Annotated in this window: 16 protein-coding genes; 9 read left to right on the plus strand and 7 right to left on the minus strand. The window is 66.5% G+C overall.

Annotated features, from left to right (window positions below; genetic code table 11):
• Positions 1-39: 39 nt before the first annotated feature.
• Positions 40-1,089: a nicotinate-nucleotide--dimethylbenzimidazole phosphoribosyltransferase gene (gene cobT, locus K368_RS0123290; RefSeq protein ID WP_027174458.1), complete on the minus strand. Its 1,050-nt coding sequence runs from the start codon at positions 1,087-1,089 to the stop codon at positions 40-42.
• Positions 1,090-1,189: 100 nt separating this feature from the next.
• On the opposite strand from cobT, the gene cobS reads away from it, so the two are divergent.
• Genes cobS through K368_RS0123305 form a run of 3 tightly spaced genes read left to right on the plus strand, consistent with a single transcriptional unit; the run spans position 1,190 to position 2,981 of the window.
• On the plus strand, positions 1,190-2,020 hold the full coding sequence (cobS, locus tag K368_RS0123295; RefSeq protein WP_027174459.1) for an adenosylcobinamide-GDP ribazoletransferase: 831 nt from the start codon (positions 1,190-1,192) through the stop codon (positions 2,018-2,020).
• 53 nt (positions 2,021-2,073) lie between these two features.
• Positions 2,074-2,292, plus strand: coding sequence for a DUF1289 domain-containing protein (locus tag K368_RS0123300; protein WP_027174460.1), 219 nt, complete (start codon positions 2,074-2,076; stop codon positions 2,290-2,292).
• Entirely contained in the window at positions 2,289-2,981 is a 693-nt protein-coding gene (locus tag K368_RS0123305) for a TIGR02281 family clan AA aspartic protease (protein WP_027174461.1), read from the plus strand. The genes K368_RS0123300 and K368_RS0123305 overlap by 4 nt, the downstream gene beginning before the upstream one ends.
• A gap of 26 nt (positions 2,982-3,007) precedes the next feature.
• On the opposite strand, the gene K368_RS0123310 is transcribed toward K368_RS0123305, so the two are convergent.
• From K368_RS0123310 to pdxY, 3 genes are read right to left on the minus strand one after another with little or no spacing between them, the layout of a single operon-like run.
• Positions 3,008-3,742 (minus strand): hypothetical protein, encoded by a 735-nt coding sequence (locus K368_RS0123310; RefSeq protein WP_027174462.1) that lies wholly within the window; start codon positions 3,740-3,742, stop codon positions 3,008-3,010.
• Complete coding sequence (locus K368_RS0123315) at positions 3,735-4,637, minus strand: PhzF family phenazine biosynthesis protein (RefSeq protein ID WP_027174463.1); 903 nt, start codon at positions 4,635-4,637, stop codon at positions 3,735-3,737. Before K368_RS0123315 ends, K368_RS0123310 begins: the two co-directional genes overlap by 8 nt.
• A 17-nt stretch (positions 4,638-4,654) precedes the next feature.
• Entirely contained in the window at positions 4,655-5,503 is an 849-nt protein-coding gene (gene pdxY, locus K368_RS0123320) for a pyridoxal kinase PdxY (protein WP_027174464.1), read from the minus strand.
• A 168-nt stretch (positions 5,504-5,671) separates the two neighbouring features.
• Here pdxY and K368_RS0123325 point away from each other — a divergent pair, with 168 nt between their 5' ends.
• From K368_RS0123325 to K368_RS27645, 4 genes are all read left to right on the plus strand, one after another.
• Positions 5,672-6,193 (plus strand): DedA family protein, encoded by a 522-nt coding sequence (locus K368_RS0123325; protein ID WP_027174465.1) that lies wholly within the window; start codon positions 5,672-5,674, stop codon positions 6,191-6,193.
• A 6-nt stretch (positions 6,194-6,199) separates the two neighbouring features.
• A complete protein-coding gene (locus tag K368_RS0123330) occupies positions 6,200-7,015 on the plus strand; it encodes a cobalamin-binding protein (protein WP_027174466.1) in 816 nt (271 codons plus the stop codon).
• Between the two features lie 50 nt (positions 7,016-7,065).
• Positions 7,066-7,551, plus strand: coding sequence for an MmcB family DNA repair protein (locus tag K368_RS0123335; RefSeq protein WP_027174467.1), 486 nt, complete (start codon positions 7,066-7,068; stop codon positions 7,549-7,551).
• Positions 7,552-7,672: 121 nt separating this feature from the next.
• Complete coding sequence (locus tag K368_RS27645; protein WP_051439976.1) at positions 7,673-9,961, plus strand: calcium-binding protein; 2,289 nt, start codon at positions 7,673-7,675, stop codon at positions 9,959-9,961.
• 18 nt (positions 9,962-9,979) lie between these two features.
• Here K368_RS27645 and K368_RS0123345 read toward each other — a convergent pair whose 3' ends face one another.
• Positions 9,980-10,852: an NAD(P)-dependent oxidoreductase gene (locus tag K368_RS0123345; protein WP_027174468.1), complete on the minus strand. Its 873-nt coding sequence runs from the start codon at positions 10,850-10,852 to the stop codon at positions 9,980-9,982.
• 26 nt (positions 10,853-10,878) lie between these two features.
• Entirely contained in the window at positions 10,879-11,880 is a 1,002-nt protein-coding gene (locus K368_RS0123350; protein WP_027174469.1) for an alpha/beta hydrolase, read from the minus strand.
• A 158-nt stretch (positions 11,881-12,038) separates the two neighbouring features.
• On the opposite strand from K368_RS0123350, the gene K368_RS0123355 reads away from it, so the two are divergent.
• Both K368_RS0123355 and K368_RS0123360 read left to right on the plus strand, forming a co-directional pair.
• Positions 12,039-13,394: an MFS transporter gene (locus tag K368_RS0123355; protein ID WP_081739716.1), complete on the plus strand. Its 1,356-nt coding sequence runs from the start codon at positions 12,039-12,041 to the stop codon at positions 13,392-13,394.
• Between the two features lie 78 nt (positions 13,395-13,472).
• On the plus strand, positions 13,473-14,270 hold the full coding sequence (locus K368_RS0123360; protein ID WP_027174471.1) for an SDR family NAD(P)-dependent oxidoreductase: 798 nt from the start codon (positions 13,473-13,475) through the stop codon (positions 14,268-14,270).
• 84 nt (positions 14,271-14,354) lie between these two features.
• Here K368_RS0123360 and K368_RS0123365 read toward each other — a convergent pair whose 3' ends face one another.
• On the minus strand, positions 14,355-14,687 hold the full coding sequence (locus K368_RS0123365; RefSeq protein ID WP_027174472.1) for an SWIB/MDM2 domain-containing protein: 333 nt from the start codon (positions 14,685-14,687) through the stop codon (positions 14,355-14,357).
• Between the last annotated feature and the right edge of the window lie 464 nt (positions 14,688-15,151).

Raw genomic sequence — 15,151 nt, forward strand, 5'->3', positions numbered from 1 at the left:
CCGGGCCATCACGGACCCGGCCTCCCCGATGGGGCCGCTTCAGACTTCGCTGCGTCCCGACACCCCCGCCTGGGCGAATGTCGCCATATCACGATGGCAGGCGAGCGCGCCCTTCAGCAGGCCGATGGCAAGCGCGGCGCCGGATGCCTCGCCGAGGCGCATGCCCAAGGCCAGGAGCGGCACCAGCCCGAGGCGTTCCAGCACCTCGGCATGGGCCCCTTCCGCCGAGACGTGGCCGGCGAGGCAATGGTCGAGCATCGACGGATTGATGGCATGGAGGATCGCCGCGGCCGAGGTGGCGACGTATCCGTCGATGACCACGGGAATGCGCTGCATTCGCGCCGCCAGGATCGCGCCGGCCATGGCCGCGATCTCGCGGCCTCCGAGGCGCGACAGCACTTGGAGCGGGTCGTCGAGGTGACCGGCATGATGCGCCAGGGCAGCGTCCACCGCCGCGATCTTGCGCTCGATCCCACCCGCATCGACTCCGGTGCCGCGCCCGACCCAATGCGCCGCCGCGCCGCCATAAAGTGCCGCATAGATCGCCGCCGCGATGGTGGTGTTGCCGATCCCCATCTCGCCGAGGCCGAGGCAGTCGGTCCCGGCGGCGATGGCCTCCATGCCGAAGGCCATGGTGGCCACGCATTCCTTTTCCGTGAAGGCCGGCCCCTCGCAGATATCGCCGGTGGGAAGATCGATGGCGAGATCGAAGACCTTGAAGCCGAGGCCGTAGGCGGCGCAGAGCTGATTGATCGCAGCGCCGCCGGCGGCGAAATTGTCGAGCATCTGGCGGTTCACCTCCGCCGGAAATGCCGAGACACCGCGCTTGGTGACGCCGTGGCTGCCGGCGAAGACGCAGACGAGGGGCCGGTCGAGGCTCGGTTGACCCTTGCCCTGCCAGGCCGCGAGCCACTCCACGAGGTTCTCGAGGCGGCCCAGCGCGCCTGCGGGCTTCGTCAGCATCGCGTCCCGCTCGCGCACCATCGTGACGGCGTCGCGATCCGCGCCCGGCACCGACTCGATCAGTCGACGGATGTCGGAGAACGGCGTCTGGTCGGAATGATCGTGATTTGGGGGCGTCTGAGTCATCGCGCGAAACTTGCCTTGGGTCTCGGCGCGTCCGGTATGGCGGCCTGCCTCCGGTGCGAGCTATAACCAACGGGGTGCGGGCGGTGAAGGTGGGTCCTCGATGACGCAAGGCTGGGATCCGGAGCCGGACGATGCGTTTCCCGGCGCACCCATGGCCTACGATCTCGCCGCGTGCCTGCGATTCTATTCGCGGCTGCCGGTGCCGCGCCTGCCCGGCGAGGGTGATCCGCATCGCCTGCCGGACTTCCGCACCCTGCCGCGCATGCTGCCCGTGGCCGGTCTCATCCTCGCCCTGCCCTCCGCCCTCATCCTGCTCGTCGCCTGGGCGCTGGATCTCGGACCGTTCCTGGCGGCCACCCTCGCCGTGGCGGCGGGGACGCTGGTGACGGGAGCGCTGCACGAGGACGGTCTCGCGGATGTGGCGGACGGATTCGGTGGCGGCTCGACGCGAGAGCGCCGCATCGAGATCATGCGCGACAGCCGGATCGGCGCCTATGGCGGCGTCGCCCTCGTCCTGACGCTGGCCATGAGGATCGGAGCCCTCGCCACCCTGCTCGATCGCACCGGGGCGCTGGCCGCATTGGCCCTGATGCTGGCCGCCTCCCTCTCGCGCAGCGCCGCCCTGGCGCCGATGGTGCTGCTCGGACCTGCACGGCCCGGCGGGGCGGGGGCATCGGTGGGAACACCCGATCGCCGGACCATCGGAATCGTCGGCCTCGTCGCCCTGGCCTTCGTCGCCATCGGATGGATCGCCGGCCTGCCATTCGCCGGTATGGTGCTCATGCCCGCCCTGGCGCTGGCGGCGTCCCTTATGCTCACCGCCCTGGCCGGCGCCAAGATCGGAGGGCAGACCGGCGACGTGATCGGGGCTTGCCAGCAGGTGGCGGAGATCGCAGCACTTCTCGGACTCATCGCGACGATCCCGCGTTGAGCATCGGGTATCGGACTTGATCGCGGCCGGTGCCTGAGGGCATGGAGGTGGCGATGGATAAGCCACCCGCCCCCAGACCCTCCAGCCCCTGCACGAAACTCTGCATCCTCGATGCAGTGACCGGACTTTGCGAGGGCTGCGGCCGCACCCGCGACGAGATCGGACGGTGGGGATCGATGCCGGAGCCGAAGCGGCAGGCCATCATGGCGACCCTCGGTCATCGCCTCGCCGCCGCCTATCCCCTGCAGGGAAAAGCCCCGGCAAAGCCATGATCTACGCCGCCCTCGCCATTCTCCTCGGCATCGTCGCGTTCCTCGTCCTTTCGGATGGATCGAGCACCGTCGCGGGGCTGGAGAAAGACCAGCTCGCGCGGCTCGCCTTCAGTGGAACACTCCTCACGATCTTCCTCGCTGGGTTCTGGCATCGCTTCCGCGAGCAGATCGGCGCCAACCTGAAGGCGCTGCTGTTCTGGGCCGCCCTCACCGTCGTCCTGGTGGCGGGCTATGCATACAAGGAGGAAGCCGGAGATGTCGGTAATCGCCTTGTCGGAACGCTGCGGCCCGGTAGCGCCGTTACATCGGGCGACGGAAGCGTCACGATCAACCGGAGGGCCGATGGCGAGTTCACCGTCCGGGCGGAGGTGAACGGCCGCGCCCAGGTCTTCCAGTTCGATACGGGTGCGAGCTCCGTCGTCTTAACGGCGGAGAACGCCGCGGCCATCGGGATTTCACCGGCGGAGTCCGACTATGCGGTTCGGGTCTCGACCGCCAACGGCGTCGCGATGGCGGCTCCGGTCTATCTCGACAGCCTCACCGTCGGTACGATCACCGAACGCCGGGTCTCGGCCCTGGTGAGCCGGCGCGGCGCCTTGTCGGGGAACCTCCTCGGACTGAGCTTCCTCGACAGGCTTGGTTCTTACGAAGTGCGTGGCGACCGGCTGGTCCTGCGCCCAGCGCGATAGGGCGCCCCGCTTTCGTCACAGTCACGTCAACCGCCCCGGATTACTGACGTTTCCGGAAGCGCGAAGGCATGCCGGAGGTAGGCCTGCACGAAACCCGGCATGGATCGGGGGTCGATCTCGGACGCTGATCGGACCGCGACGAAACCCGCCAGTTCCGGCTCGATCTCGGCGTGGCGATGGCGCTCCATCCCCTCCCGTATCGCCTCTGCCGGTTCGGGGAAGGTCACGGGCCGGAGGAACGCGAGATGCCTCTCTCCCCGCAGCAGGAGCCAGCGTTCCGACGCATCGGGGGGAAGCGCCATTCCCGTCTCTTCGAGGAATTCGCGCTCGGCGCTGCCGGCGAGATCGACCGCGTCGCCACCCCGCACGTCGTCGAGGTCCGGCGTGCCGCAGGGGAAGTACGCCTGTCCGGCATTGGCGGTGTGAGCCCCCATCACCCCGAGGAGCACGGTGCCGTCCGACCCGTGTGGGACGATGGCGGCGAAGGCGTTGGAGACATTCCGGTCGGGCGAGCCGAGATCCTTGTGCGTGATGAAACTCGCATAGGAAGTCTCGAACAGGTCGACGGAACAGTGCGTCCCGTCGATCCGGCACGCCCTGGCGAGGAGCACTCGCCCGTCGAACAGCCCCGACCGTGCCGCGCATCGGCGCTTCCAGTTTTCGGCGATGAGCACCGCGTTGTCCCGCGCCCATTGCCATTCGAACGGCACCAGCCGTGCCGTCACCCTCTCGATCCGCGTGAGGGTGAAGCCGTCAGACAAGCAGCGTTCCCTCGCTCATCACCACGGCCGAGCCGCCGATTTCGACGGATTGCAGGGCCCCCGATTCGATGACCAGCTGGAGCTCGATTTCGCTCGGGCGGCCCATGGCGATCCCCTGGCGAACCAGGACATCGTGTTCGCCGTCACCGAGGGGTTCGAACTCCATCATCACACCGGCGAAGGCCGCGGCGGCCGATCCCGTCGCCGGGTCCTCCATCACACCGAGATGCGGCGCGAACATCCGAGTCTGAAAGCGGAGGCCGAGGCCTTCCGGGTCGACGGCATAGAGATAGAGCGCCGTCTGAGGATCCATGGTGGAGAAGGCGGCGAGGTCTACACGGGTCGCATCGAGCTTGGCCCGCGTATTGACCGGCACGAACAGGAAGGCCGGCCCGACCGTGTGCCGGCTCGGCACATGGCGCCCGAAGCCGATATCCTGTGTCTCCAGCCCGACCATCTGCGCGAGGAGGGCCACCTCCGGTCCCTCGCCATCGTATTGGGGCAGAACGGGAAGCTTGAAGCGTCCGCGTCCCTTCCCCTCCCCCGTCTCGACGACGCAGGCCACCGTGCCGATCGTCTCCTCAAGACCGAAGGCGGTGGCGTCGGTGAGACCGGATTTCGCATCGCGCAGGGCCAGCAGGATCGCCGCCCCGAGCGTCGGGTGGCCGGCGAAGGGCAGCTCCCGGGCCGGCGTGAAGATGCGCAGGCGGGCCTTGTGACGCGCCTCCGTCGGCGGGAGCACGAACACCGTCTCGGACAGGTTGAACTCGCCTGCGATCCGCTGCATCGCCGCGTCGTCGAGCCCTTCGGCATCGAGCACCACGGCCAGCGGATTCCCGGCGAAGGGCGTGTCGGTGAAGACGTCGAGGGTGACGAAGCGGCGACTCATCGGCATTTCCTTCACGCTGACCATCAGACCGGCTCTACCGGGAACGTCGCGCTGGGTGCCACGAACTCGTCCTGCGCGTCCACGGTGAGTATCTCACGCGAGCCCGCCTCCGCCGTGCGGCGCAGGAGCCCGTAGACCGAGGCGCCGGCCATGCCCAAAGCCAGCGCCGCCGAGCCGGTGCGGGCGTAATGGACGAGGAAGAGGGCAGCGATGGCGTCGCCCGCGCCGTTCACGTCGAGGTCGAGGCGCGGGGTGCGCAGGCGCCAGAACTGGCCGCCCTCCCCCGCCATCAGGTCGATGGACCCGGACGGGGTATCCTCGGTGACCAGGGACGTCACCAGCACGACGCGCGGCCCCAGGGTCTGGATCGCCGCCAAGGCGGCTTTGGCCTCGCCGAGTGTGCCGGTGGGCAGGCCCGACAGGAAGTTCAGCTCGAACTGGTTCGGGGTGACGATGTCGGCGACGGGCAGTGCCTGGTCGCGCAGGAATTCAGGGATACCGGGGCGGACATAGATCCCCCGGCCGGTATCGCCCATCACCGGGTCGCAGCAATACAGCGCCTTCGGGTTGGCGCTCCGCACCGCCGCCACGGCCCGCACGATGGCGGTGCCGATATCGGCCGAGCCCATGTAGCCGGAAAGGACGCCGTCGCATCGGCCGAGGACGCCGCGCTCCGCGATGCCGAGCACGAGGTCCTCGATCATCGGCCCGTCGAACACCCGGCCGCGCCAGGCGCCGTAGCCGGTATGGTTGGAGAACTGCACAGTATGGATCGGCCAGACCTCGACGCCGAGCCGCTGCATCGGAAACACCGCCGAGGCATTACCCACATGGCCGAAGGCGACGTGCGACTGGATGGATAGGATTCTCATCGGCGTATCCGGCCTTGCTGCGACGGGTGCGAGCGCGACGGGCAGCGTCGTAGCCGGTTTTGCCCCGCAGTGCATTCACAACCGACGTGAGGCTGACGACGCGACGAGATCGACGCTTGCCGGGAAAGCGACGTTCCCGCACATCGGGCGCGAAACGCAGGGGCATGTATGGATTTCGAAGCGCTGAAGACTACGATCCTGACCTTCGTGGAAACGCACAGGGACTGGGCACCCCTCATCGTCGGGGTGCTCGCCTTCTGCGAATCCCTGGCCTTCCTGTCGATCCTGGTCCCCGCCACCGTGCTGCTGGTGGCCATCGGCGCGCTGATCGGTGCCAGCGGCATCCCGTTCTGGCCGATGGTGATCGCCGGCGGCATCGGTGCCGGGCTCGGTGATTGGGTCTCCTACGAGATCGGCCGCTACTTCCAGCACGGCGCCAAGACGATCTGGCCGATGAGCCGCTATCCGCGGATGGTCGCCAAGGGCGAGGATTTCTGCCGGCGCTACGGCGCCTGGGGTATCGTCATCGGCCGGTTCATCGGACCGGCCCGCGCGGTGGTGCCGCTCATCGCCGGGATGTTCGAGGTGGCGCGCCTGCCGTTCCAGCTGGCCAATTGGAGTTCGGCCTTCGTCTGGGCCTTCGTCTGGCTCGCGCCGGGCGCGGGCGTCATCAGCTTCTTCAACGCGTAACGCCCCATGCGCCGGTTCCCGCCCGAACGCATCGTCTGCCTCACCGAGGAAACCGTCGAAACCCTCTATCTGTTGGGAGAGGAGGACAGGATCGTCGGCGTGTCCGGTTATGCGGTGCGCCCCGCCCGCGTGCGCAAGGAGAAGCCGCGCGTCTCGGCCTTCACCAGCGCCGACCTGCCGAAGATTCTGGCATTGCAGCCGGACCTCGTCCTCGCCTTTTCCGACATGCAGGCGGAGATCGTCGCCGACCTCGCCCGCGCCGGAATCTCGGTCCATCTCTTCAATCAGCGCGACGTTGCTGGCTGCCTCGCCATGATCCGCACCGTGGGCGCCCTGGTCGGCGCGAGCGAGAAGGCCGATGCCCTGGCCCAGGGTTACGCTCACCGACTCGGCGCCGCCGCCCTCGACAATGCCGGACCGCCCCGCCTGACAGTCTATTTCGAGGAATGGGACGAGCCGATGATCTCAGGGATCGGCTGGGTTTCCGAACTCATCGGCTATGCCGGCGGCGACGACGCCTTTCCCGACCTCGCCCGCCAGCCGGCGGCCAAGGACAGGATCGTCACGTCCGAACAGGTGATCGCCGCACGGCCGGACGTCATCTTGGCCTCCTGGTGCGGCAAGCGGGTGAACATATCGCGCATCCGCGAGCGGCCGGGCTGGGACGCGATCCCCGCCGTGGCGGCGGGGCGTATCCACGAGATCAAGTCGCCACTGATCCTCCAGCCCGGGCCGGCGGCGCTCACCGACGGTTTCGATGCGATCCGTGCCGCGTTGGCGGCCGGGCAGGCTGCCGCAGGTGACAAGGGCGGCCCGACCTGATTCCCTGACGGGACAGTCGATTCGAGACCGCCCTCTCCACAAGCGAAGCCATGTCAGCAGCCCTCGCCCATATCGTCCTGCCGCCGGACCGCCGGCAATCGGCAACCGCGCTTCAGGTCCAGCGCGGGGTCCGGCGGCTCTTCGCCGATCTCGGCCATGTGACGATCCCGGAATTTTCCCTCGCCAATGGCAGGCGGGCGGATGTCATCGCCCTGTGCCCGGCGGGTCGGCTGACCATCGTCGAGATCAAATCCAGCATCGCCGACTTCCGCGCCGACAAGAAGTGGCCGGATTACCGGGACTATTGCGACCGCTTCTATTTCGCCGTTCCCGACTCCCTGCCCGAAGGGCTGACTCCTGATGAGGCCGGACTGATCATCGCGGACAGCTACAGCGCCGCGATCCTGCGCGACCCGGCCGACCATGTGCTCAGCGGCGCACGCCGCAAGGCGGTGACCCTGCGCTTCGCCCATTCCGCCGCGAGGTTGTTGCACATGCTTGCCGATCCGGGGGCCGTGCGGGAAGGTGCCCTGTAGGCGACGCGACGGGTTGCAGAAACAGCACGCATCCAGGCTGACGGAATGGACGTTCACTCCGCGATTGAGATTGTATGAGCGTCGCTTTACCACCTGCCGCATCCATTGATGGGGAGCGGACATGTCGGCGGTGCTGGTAGCGAATGGAGAGCCGATCGACCTCGGGCCGGTCGTCGGCACCGACAGCCTCGACCTGATCGTGCCGAAGGGGAAAGCAGGGTTCGCCCTGCTCACCAGCCGCTACGTTCCGGGCCCGTCCGGCGAAGTCGGGACGCAGCCCGTCACTCTGACCAGCTTCGGACCGAACGGCGTTCCGTCGAAAGGCCCGCTTTCCCTCGGTGATCGGCAGGTGGAGGCCCTGTCCTACCAAGCTGACGGATCGACCGTCATCGGGGTCTATGAAGGTACTTACTTCGACGGCAAGTTCGGTGACTTCTCGACTCAGTTTCAGAAGGCGAAATACTCCCTCGGCACCGTGGACGCGAAAGGGACTTTCACGCCCTTCTACACCACGAAGATCACCTCCCTGTCCGATACGGACGAGCCGTTCCTGAGCGCCTACGACAACAGTGTCGCTTTCGCCGAGAACGGCGCGATGGCTCTCGCTCATATCGCCCAGGGATCGACCGGCAAGATTCGGACGGTCGACATCATCGACGCGAACCACCGGTTCGTCGCAACCGCCGTGGTCGACCGTGCAGTGAACGACGACCAGACCCATTCGACCAAGGTCACCGCCCTGTCGGACGGTCGCTATCTTGCAACCTGGGTCGATATGGGCCGTGTCAACTCGACCCTCATGGCACGGGTGGTGACCGCGGACGGCAAGGTGGCGGGCGAAGCGTTCAATCTCGGCCACGTAAAGGAGTTCGCCGGCGGGTACGAGACCAAGGTTACCTATTCCATCACCGCCGACCATCACGGAGGCTTTGCCGTCGCCTTCGAGGGCCGGGACGTCAAGAAGGCGGCCGACGGCGTTCAGACCGATCTTCTCACCGATATCGGGGGGGCGACCTACAAGCCCGGTCCGGGCGGGAGCTTCAAGAAAGCCGTCGATCTCGTCCAGGATCACACATTCGACAACGCGTACGTCCTCTCCCTGACGACCTTGTCGAACGGCCAGCTGCTCGAACTGGTCGTCGGCGCATCCGATATCGCGGATGGCAAGATCCTCACCGGCGCGCGTGGATTGCTCTACGACGCCGACGGTTCCTATACCGGCCAAGCTTTCGATTTCTATTCCGAGACGATCGGCAGCGGATATCGGGGTGGGCAGCCCCGGATCGTCGCGTTGGAGAACGGCACCTTCGCTCTCGTCAAGTCGGGCTCTGAATCCGGGATCGGGAGGACCGACCGCGACACCGATGTCCAGATCTATTCCGTGTCGACCGCCGACCCGTTCCAGGTGAAGGGTGCGACATCGGGCGCGGACCTACTCAAGGGGGCCATGGCGTCCGCCAGGAACGACCGGATCGACGGGCTCGGCGGCAACGACAAGCTCTACGGCTTTGCCGGAAGCGACCATCTCATCGGCGGAGCGGGCAACGACATTCTCGATGGCGGCAAAGGTATCGACCGGATGGAGGGTGGCGTCGGCAACGACACGTTCGTCGTTGATCATTTCGGCGACGTGGTGATCGAGAAGCGCGGCGCGGGCACGGACCTCGTGCTGTCGTCGATCAATCATACGCTCTCGGCCCATGTCGAGAACCTGACGCTCACCGGCAAAAGCGATATCGGCGGCGTCGGCAACGCCCTCGCGAACACGATCACCGGCAATGCGGGCGACAACCGTCTCGATGGCGGCGCGGGAATCGACGTGCTGAAGGGGCTGGGCGGCGACGACGATTACTACGTCAGCAGCAAACGGGACCAGGTCATCGAGACGAAGAACCGCGGTACCGATACGGTCTACGCCAGTTCCGATTTCACGCTGGCCAAGGACCAATCCATCGAGTTCCTGATCGGCAGCCGTGAAGCGCCCATGCTCGACATCGCCCTTACCGGCAACAACCTCGCGAACGCGATCGCTGGCACCTACGGCGACAACGTCATCAATGGCGGGTTGGGGGCGGACGTGCTGGCGGGCGAAGGCGGGAAGAACACGTTCGTGTTCGATACGAAGCTGGGTAAAGACAACATCGACAGCATCACCGATTTCTTTCACGGGACCGATACGATCAGGCTCGAGAACGCCGTCTTCAAAGGCCTGGCGGAAGGCGATTTGTCCGGCACTGCGTTCAAGAACATTCGTTGGGGGACGCTCGATGCGAACGACCGTATCCTTTACGATCACTACACGGGTGCCCTCTCCTACGATTCCGACGGCAGCGGCGCCGATCAGGCGGTCCAGTTTGCGACGGTCAGGAGTTACGGTCTTCTGACGGCATCCGACTTTCTCGTTTCGTAGTGCCGCATCGGAGCGGGTCTACTTCCTTCGCCCTCCACGCCGCGCCGAGACCAGCGCCAGGGCTGCGAGATCCTTGTCGCCGTCACCGTGGCTGACGGCGTCGATCAGGTTGTCGCGGAGCACACTTGCAAAGGGCATCGGTACGCCGACGTCGGCGGACGCCGAAAGGGCGAGGCCGATATCCTTGAGCCCGAGCCTCAAACCGAAGCCCGGCGGCTCGTAGCGCCCGGAGGCGATGGACGCGCCGTAACCCTTGTAGACCGGCGAGGCGAACAGCGTGTTGGTGAGGAGGTCGAGGAGATCGGCGCCGGCGACGCCATGGCCTTCTGCGAAAGCGGCGGCTTCGCCCATGGCTTCGATGGCCGCGACCAGCATGAAGTTGCCGGCAAGCTTCACCGCATTTGCCCGATACGGCTCGGTTCCGAAGGGCCATGTCTTCGTGCCGAGGGCATCGAGCAGCGGTTGAGCCTTCTGGATCTCGATCTGGTCTCCGGCGACGACGATATTAAGGGCACCGTTCTGTGCCACGTCCGGTCTGCCGAAGACGGGGGCGGCGATATAGGGCACGCCGGCCCGCTCATGGATCGCGGTCAGTTCGCGCGCGAGCGCCACTGAGATCGTGCTCATGCTGAGATGCAGGCCGGGCCGCGCTCGGGAGTCGAGAAGGCCGCCTTCGGCGATCACCGACCGCAGGGCCGCGTCGTCGGCGAGCATGGTGATCGCTGCATCCCCGGTAAAAGCGTCGGCCGCACTCGGCACCACCGTCACGTCGACGAGACCGTCGGCGGCGGACGCCGTCCGGTTCCATACTTTCACCCGATGTCCGCCCCGGACGAGGCTCTGCACCATGCCCCGGCCCATCCGGCCCAATCCGATCACGCCGACATCCATCTGAGCGCTCCCACGTTTGTTCCGGCTCAATGGCCGTTGAGGAATTCGAGCATCGTGGCGTTGAAGCGATCGGTCGCTTCCATGTGAACGAGGTGGCCGATGCCGTCGAAGACGACGGCGCGGCCGTCGGGCATCCGTGCCGCCAGAGCTTTGGCATGGCCGGCATTGTCGCCCATGGCGGCGCGCAGGTTCTCCGGGGCGAAGGGCTTGCCCGGCGCGTTGCGGTCGTTCCCGCCCATGACGAACAGGGTCGGCACTTGGATCAGCGGGATCTCGTGCACCACCGGCTGACCCCAGATGGTCTGGTAGGAATTGACGAAGGATTGGAGCCAGCGCGGATACTCGCCGGAGCCTTTCACACGCTCACGGATCGCGACGAAGGGCTCGATCGCCGATGAGGGAAGCGACAGGGCGTAGTTCGTCACCAACTGCCGCCGGTACACGTCCGCGGTGACACCACTCTCGATGCGCAGAAGCGTGTCGTTGGAGACGGGCGGGACCGTGAAACGGTAATCCTCGAGACCGATCGGTGCTTCGAGGACGAGACTGTTCACTCGGTTCGGTGCGTTGCGGGCGAGACGGGCGGCCAGCATCCCGCCCATGGAGTGGGCGACCACGTCGACACGTGGAAGGCTCAGGGAATCGAGGAGCGCTACCGTTTCCGCCGCCATCACGTCGAAGCTGAACGGCCCCACCGGCTTCGACGATTTGCCGAAGCCCAGTTGGTCCGGGACGACCACGCGGTAGCCCGCACCGGCCAGCGCGCCGATCACCGGATCCCAGTAACTCGACGGGAAATTGCGGCCGTGCAACAGCAGGACGGTGCGGCCGTTGGGTGCTCCGGTCGGCGCCACGTCCATATAGGCCAAGCGCTGGCCCTCGTTGTCCCGCGTCAGGTCGAGGAACCAGACGGGATAGGGATAGGCGAACCCCTCGAGCCCGATCCCGAGCGGCCCGGTCTCGTCGGCTCGCACGGCGGCGGGTGACAGGGCGAGCAGGCAGCCGAACAGGAGTGTCGCCAGACGCATGTCTTTCCTCCGTGGGGCGCGACGATGTTGTTCCCCGTATCGAGGGGTGACATAGGGCACTTGCCGAAGCGAAGGGGGATCGTCCACGGCTCTGTGCGATGACGCACGAGGCGATTCCCCCCACCGGCGGCGAGGCCGAGCCCGGTCCCATGAAACCGATGGACGGCCTGCCGGTGCGCGAGCGCATGCTGGCGCTCCTCGCTATCGGGCTCGCCATGACCATGGCGGTGCTGGACGGGGCCATCGTCAACGTGGCCCTGCCGGCCATGGCGAAGGATCTCGGGGTCAGCCCGGCCTCCGCGATCTTCGTGGTCAACGGTTTCCAGATCGCGGTGACCGCATCGCTGCTGCCGCTGGCCTCCCTTGGTGACATCCTCGGCTACCGGAAGGTCTATCTCGGCGGACTCGTCCTGTTCGTGGCAGCGTCCCTCGCCTGCGCCCTCTCCACATCCTTGACCGGGCTCATCGTCGCGCGGATCGCCCAGGGGTTCGGTGCCGCTGGCATCATGAGCGTCAACATCGCCCTGGTGCGGTTCATCTATCCGCACAGGATGATCGGCCGGGGAGTCGGCAACGTGGCCCTCATCGTCGCCATGGCATCCGCCACCGGCCCCACCGTGGCCGCTGCGATCCTCTCCGTGGCGACATGGCCGTGGCTGTTCCTGGTCAACCTGCCGGTCGGCCTCGTGGCCCTTGCGGTCGCGGCGCGGACCCTGCCGCTGACGCCGCTGAGCGGCGCTCGGTTCGACATACCGAGCGCGATCCTCAACGCCCTCACCTTCGGCCTCCTCATCATCGGCCTGGATGGAATCGGCGAGGCGGGCGGGCGCTGGCTCGCCTTGGCCGAGATCGCCGCCGGTCTCGCGATCGGTACCGTGTTCGTGCGGTATCAGGCGCGGCTCACGACCCCCCTGCTGCCGGTAGACCTGCTCCGCATTCCTGCCTTCGCCCTGTCGATGGAGACGTCCATCGCCTCGTTCGGGGCACAGATGATGGCCTATATCGCCCTGCCCTTCTATTTCCAGGACGCGCTTCACCTCTCTGCCACCGAGACCGGTTTCCTGATGACGCCCTGGCCTATCGCCATCGCGATCACGGCGCCGATCTCAGGCCGCCTCGCCGACCGCTACGCGCCGGGAGTCCTCGGCGGCATCGGCCTCGCCCTCATGTCCGGCGGCATCGCGGCGCTGGCCCTGCTTCCCGCCGCTCCGACGCTGGTCGATATCGCTTGGAGACTGACTCTCTGCGGTGTCGGCTTCGGTCTGTTCCAGTCGCCGAACAACAAGGTGATCGTCACCAGCGCCCCGCGCTCTCGCAGTGGTGGAGCCAGCGGCATGCAATCGACGGCGCGGCTGACCGGGCAGTCGCTTGGCGCGGCCCTCGTCGCGGTCATTTTCGGCCTCACCCATGCCAGCGGTACGGCTGTCTCCATAGGAACCGCCCTGTGGTGCGCCTGCGCCATGGCGGCGGCGGGTGCCGTCTCCAGCGTCATGCGACGCCAGCCGGGCGGTTAGGGCGGATGTCGCGACGATTCGCAGCCCGGCACCGTCTCAGGCGTTGACCTCGGTGGCTCTCAACGGAGGACAAGACGCATGGACATGAATCTGAAGGGTCGGCGCGCACTGGTGACCGGCTCGACCGGCGGTATCGGCTATGGCATCGCCAAGGCCCTTGCCGGAATGGGCGCCACCGTCGCCATCAATGGCCGCACACCGGATCGGGTCCGGGCGGCGATCGGGCGGCTGACGGAGGAGACCGGCACGACCTGTTTCATCGCGGCGCCGGGTGACATCGCCACGGCAAGCGGAGCGGAAGCGGTGGTGAAGGGACTGCCGACGGTGGACATCCTGGTGAACAACACAGGTATCTTCGAGCCGAAGCCCTTCTTCGAGATACCCGACGAGGATTGGCTTCGCTTCTACGAGACCAACGTCATGAGTGGAATTCGCCTCTCCCGCGCTTACACGCCGGCCATGGTGAAGGCGGGATGGGGGCGGGTCGTGTTCATCTCCAGCGAGTCCGGTCTGAACATCCCGGTTGAGATGGTTCATTACGGCATGACCAAAACCGCGCAACTCGCCGTGTCACGCGGTCTCGCCGAAACCGTGGCCGGCAGCGGGGTGACAGTGAACAGCGTTTTGCCTGGTCCGACTCTCTCGGAGGGGGTCGCGGATTTCATGGCGAAGATGGCCAAGGATACCGGCGAGGTCGACCTCGACAAGCTGGGTCGCGACTTCGTTGCAGAGCATCGCTCCACCTCGCTGATCCAACGCCTCGCGACGGTCGAGGAGGTGGCCAGCATGGTGGCCTATATCTGCAGCCCGGCCGCGAGCGCCACCAGCGGTGCCGCTCTGCGTGTGGATGGCGGGGTCATCCGGCACATCGCCTGAAAGCGGACATCCGGACCGCAGACGCCCGTAATACCATCATCCATTGCCTGCCCGGCGCGGTCGAAGCGCCGGGCCGCATCGGCATCAGGCCGATTTGAGATGGGCCGCGAGGTGCTTATTCATCTCGAACATAGTGCACTTGTCTTTGCCGAAGACCTTCTTCAGCTTGTCGTCGGCCAGGATCTCGCGCTTGTTCTCCGGGTTCTGGAGATTGTGCTTCTTGATGTACTCCCACACCTTGCTGACGACCTCGCCACGCGGAAGCGCTGCAGCACCGACCACGGCTGCCAGTTCCTCGGAGGGCTTCAGCGGCTGCTGCAGCGCGTTGGGCTTGGCGGCGCCTTCGGCCTTCGGAGCAGCGGTCTTCTTGGCGGCGGCTGGCTTGTCGGCTGCCTTCGTGGTGGTCTTGGTTGCCATGAGTTCCTCCGGATTGTGGCTCTGAGCGCCGTCACGCCCACGGCCAGGGGCCTCGGAGCGCATAGCTGCAACAACTAAGCGGTGCTGAGAGCGTTCCAAGAGGGAAACACATCGTCCGACCACCCATCCACAGAAGGGACGGGGATAGCGGGGACGCTGCAGCCCTTTCGGTGACCGATCACACACGATTGCCAGGGCATGGGCGGTCGCCATCGGAGCTACGCGTGGTATCTGGCCGACGAAGACTCATTGCAGCGGGTGACCGCGAAGTTCTCCGAAAAAGCTTCGCGCTAACAAGAGCTTGTGGGAATACCAGCCCTGTTGAGGGGCATTCGCGGCGCCGAACGGTCGTCTCCGTCAAAGCGGTGAGTTTGGTGCGAAGCGCGCGGGCATTACCGTCTTGCCGGAGGATCAAGGGGCCACCCTGACCGCGAGGCGCGAGGACGGATTTTTTTTCGCCTGGT

It is taken from the genome of Methylobacterium sp. 10, assembly GCF_000519085.1.
Classification (GTDB): Bacteria; Pseudomonadota; Alphaproteobacteria; order Rhizobiales; family Beijerinckiaceae; genus Methylobacterium.

Bases quoted from the DNA above. Each gene is read 5' to 3' on its own strand.
- cobT (WP_027174458.1), bottom strand. From the start codon at position 1,089: ATGACTCAGACGCCCCCAAATCACGATCATTCCGACCAGACGCCGTTC.
- cobS (WP_027174459.1), top strand. From the start codon at position 1,190: ATGACGCAAGGCTGGGATCCGGAGCCGGACGATGCGTTTCCCGGCGCA.
- K368_RS0123300 (WP_027174460.1), top strand. From the start codon at position 2,074: ATGGATAAGCCACCCGCCCCCAGACCCTCCAGCCCCTGCACGAAACTC.
- K368_RS0123305 (WP_027174461.1), top strand. From the start codon at position 2,289: ATGATCTACGCCGCCCTCGCCATTCTCCTCGGCATCGTCGCGTTCCTC.
- K368_RS0123315 (WP_027174463.1), bottom strand. From the start codon at position 4,637: ATGCCGATGAGTCGCCGCTTCGTCACCCTCGACGTCTTCACCGACACG.
- pdxY (WP_027174464.1), bottom strand. From the start codon at position 5,503: ATGAGAATCCTATCCATCCAGTCGCACGTCGCCTTCGGCCATGTGGGT.
- K368_RS0123325 (WP_027174465.1), top strand. From the start codon at position 5,672: ATGGATTTCGAAGCGCTGAAGACTACGATCCTGACCTTCGTGGAAACG.
- K368_RS0123330 (WP_027174466.1), top strand. From the start codon at position 6,200: ATGCGCCGGTTCCCGCCCGAACGCATCGTCTGCCTCACCGAGGAAACC.
- K368_RS0123335 (WP_027174467.1), top strand. From the start codon at position 7,066: ATGTCAGCAGCCCTCGCCCATATCGTCCTGCCGCCGGACCGCCGGCAA.
- K368_RS27645 (WP_051439976.1), top strand. From the start codon at position 7,673: ATGTCGGCGGTGCTGGTAGCGAATGGAGAGCCGATCGACCTCGGGCCG.
- K368_RS0123345 (WP_027174468.1), bottom strand. From the start codon at position 10,852: ATGGATGTCGGCGTGATCGGATTGGGCCGGATGGGCCGGGGCATGGTG.
- K368_RS0123350 (WP_027174469.1), bottom strand. From the start codon at position 11,880: ATGCGTCTGGCGACACTCCTGTTCGGCTGCCTGCTCGCCCTGTCACCC.
- K368_RS0123355 (WP_081739716.1), top strand. From the start codon at position 12,039: ATGGACGGCCTGCCGGTGCGCGAGCGCATGCTGGCGCTCCTCGCTATC.
- K368_RS0123360 (WP_027174471.1), top strand. From the start codon at position 13,473: ATGGACATGAATCTGAAGGGTCGGCGCGCACTGGTGACCGGCTCGACC.
- K368_RS0123365 (WP_027174472.1), bottom strand. From the start codon at position 14,687: ATGGCAACCAAGACCACCACGAAGGCAGCCGACAAGCCAGCCGCCGCC.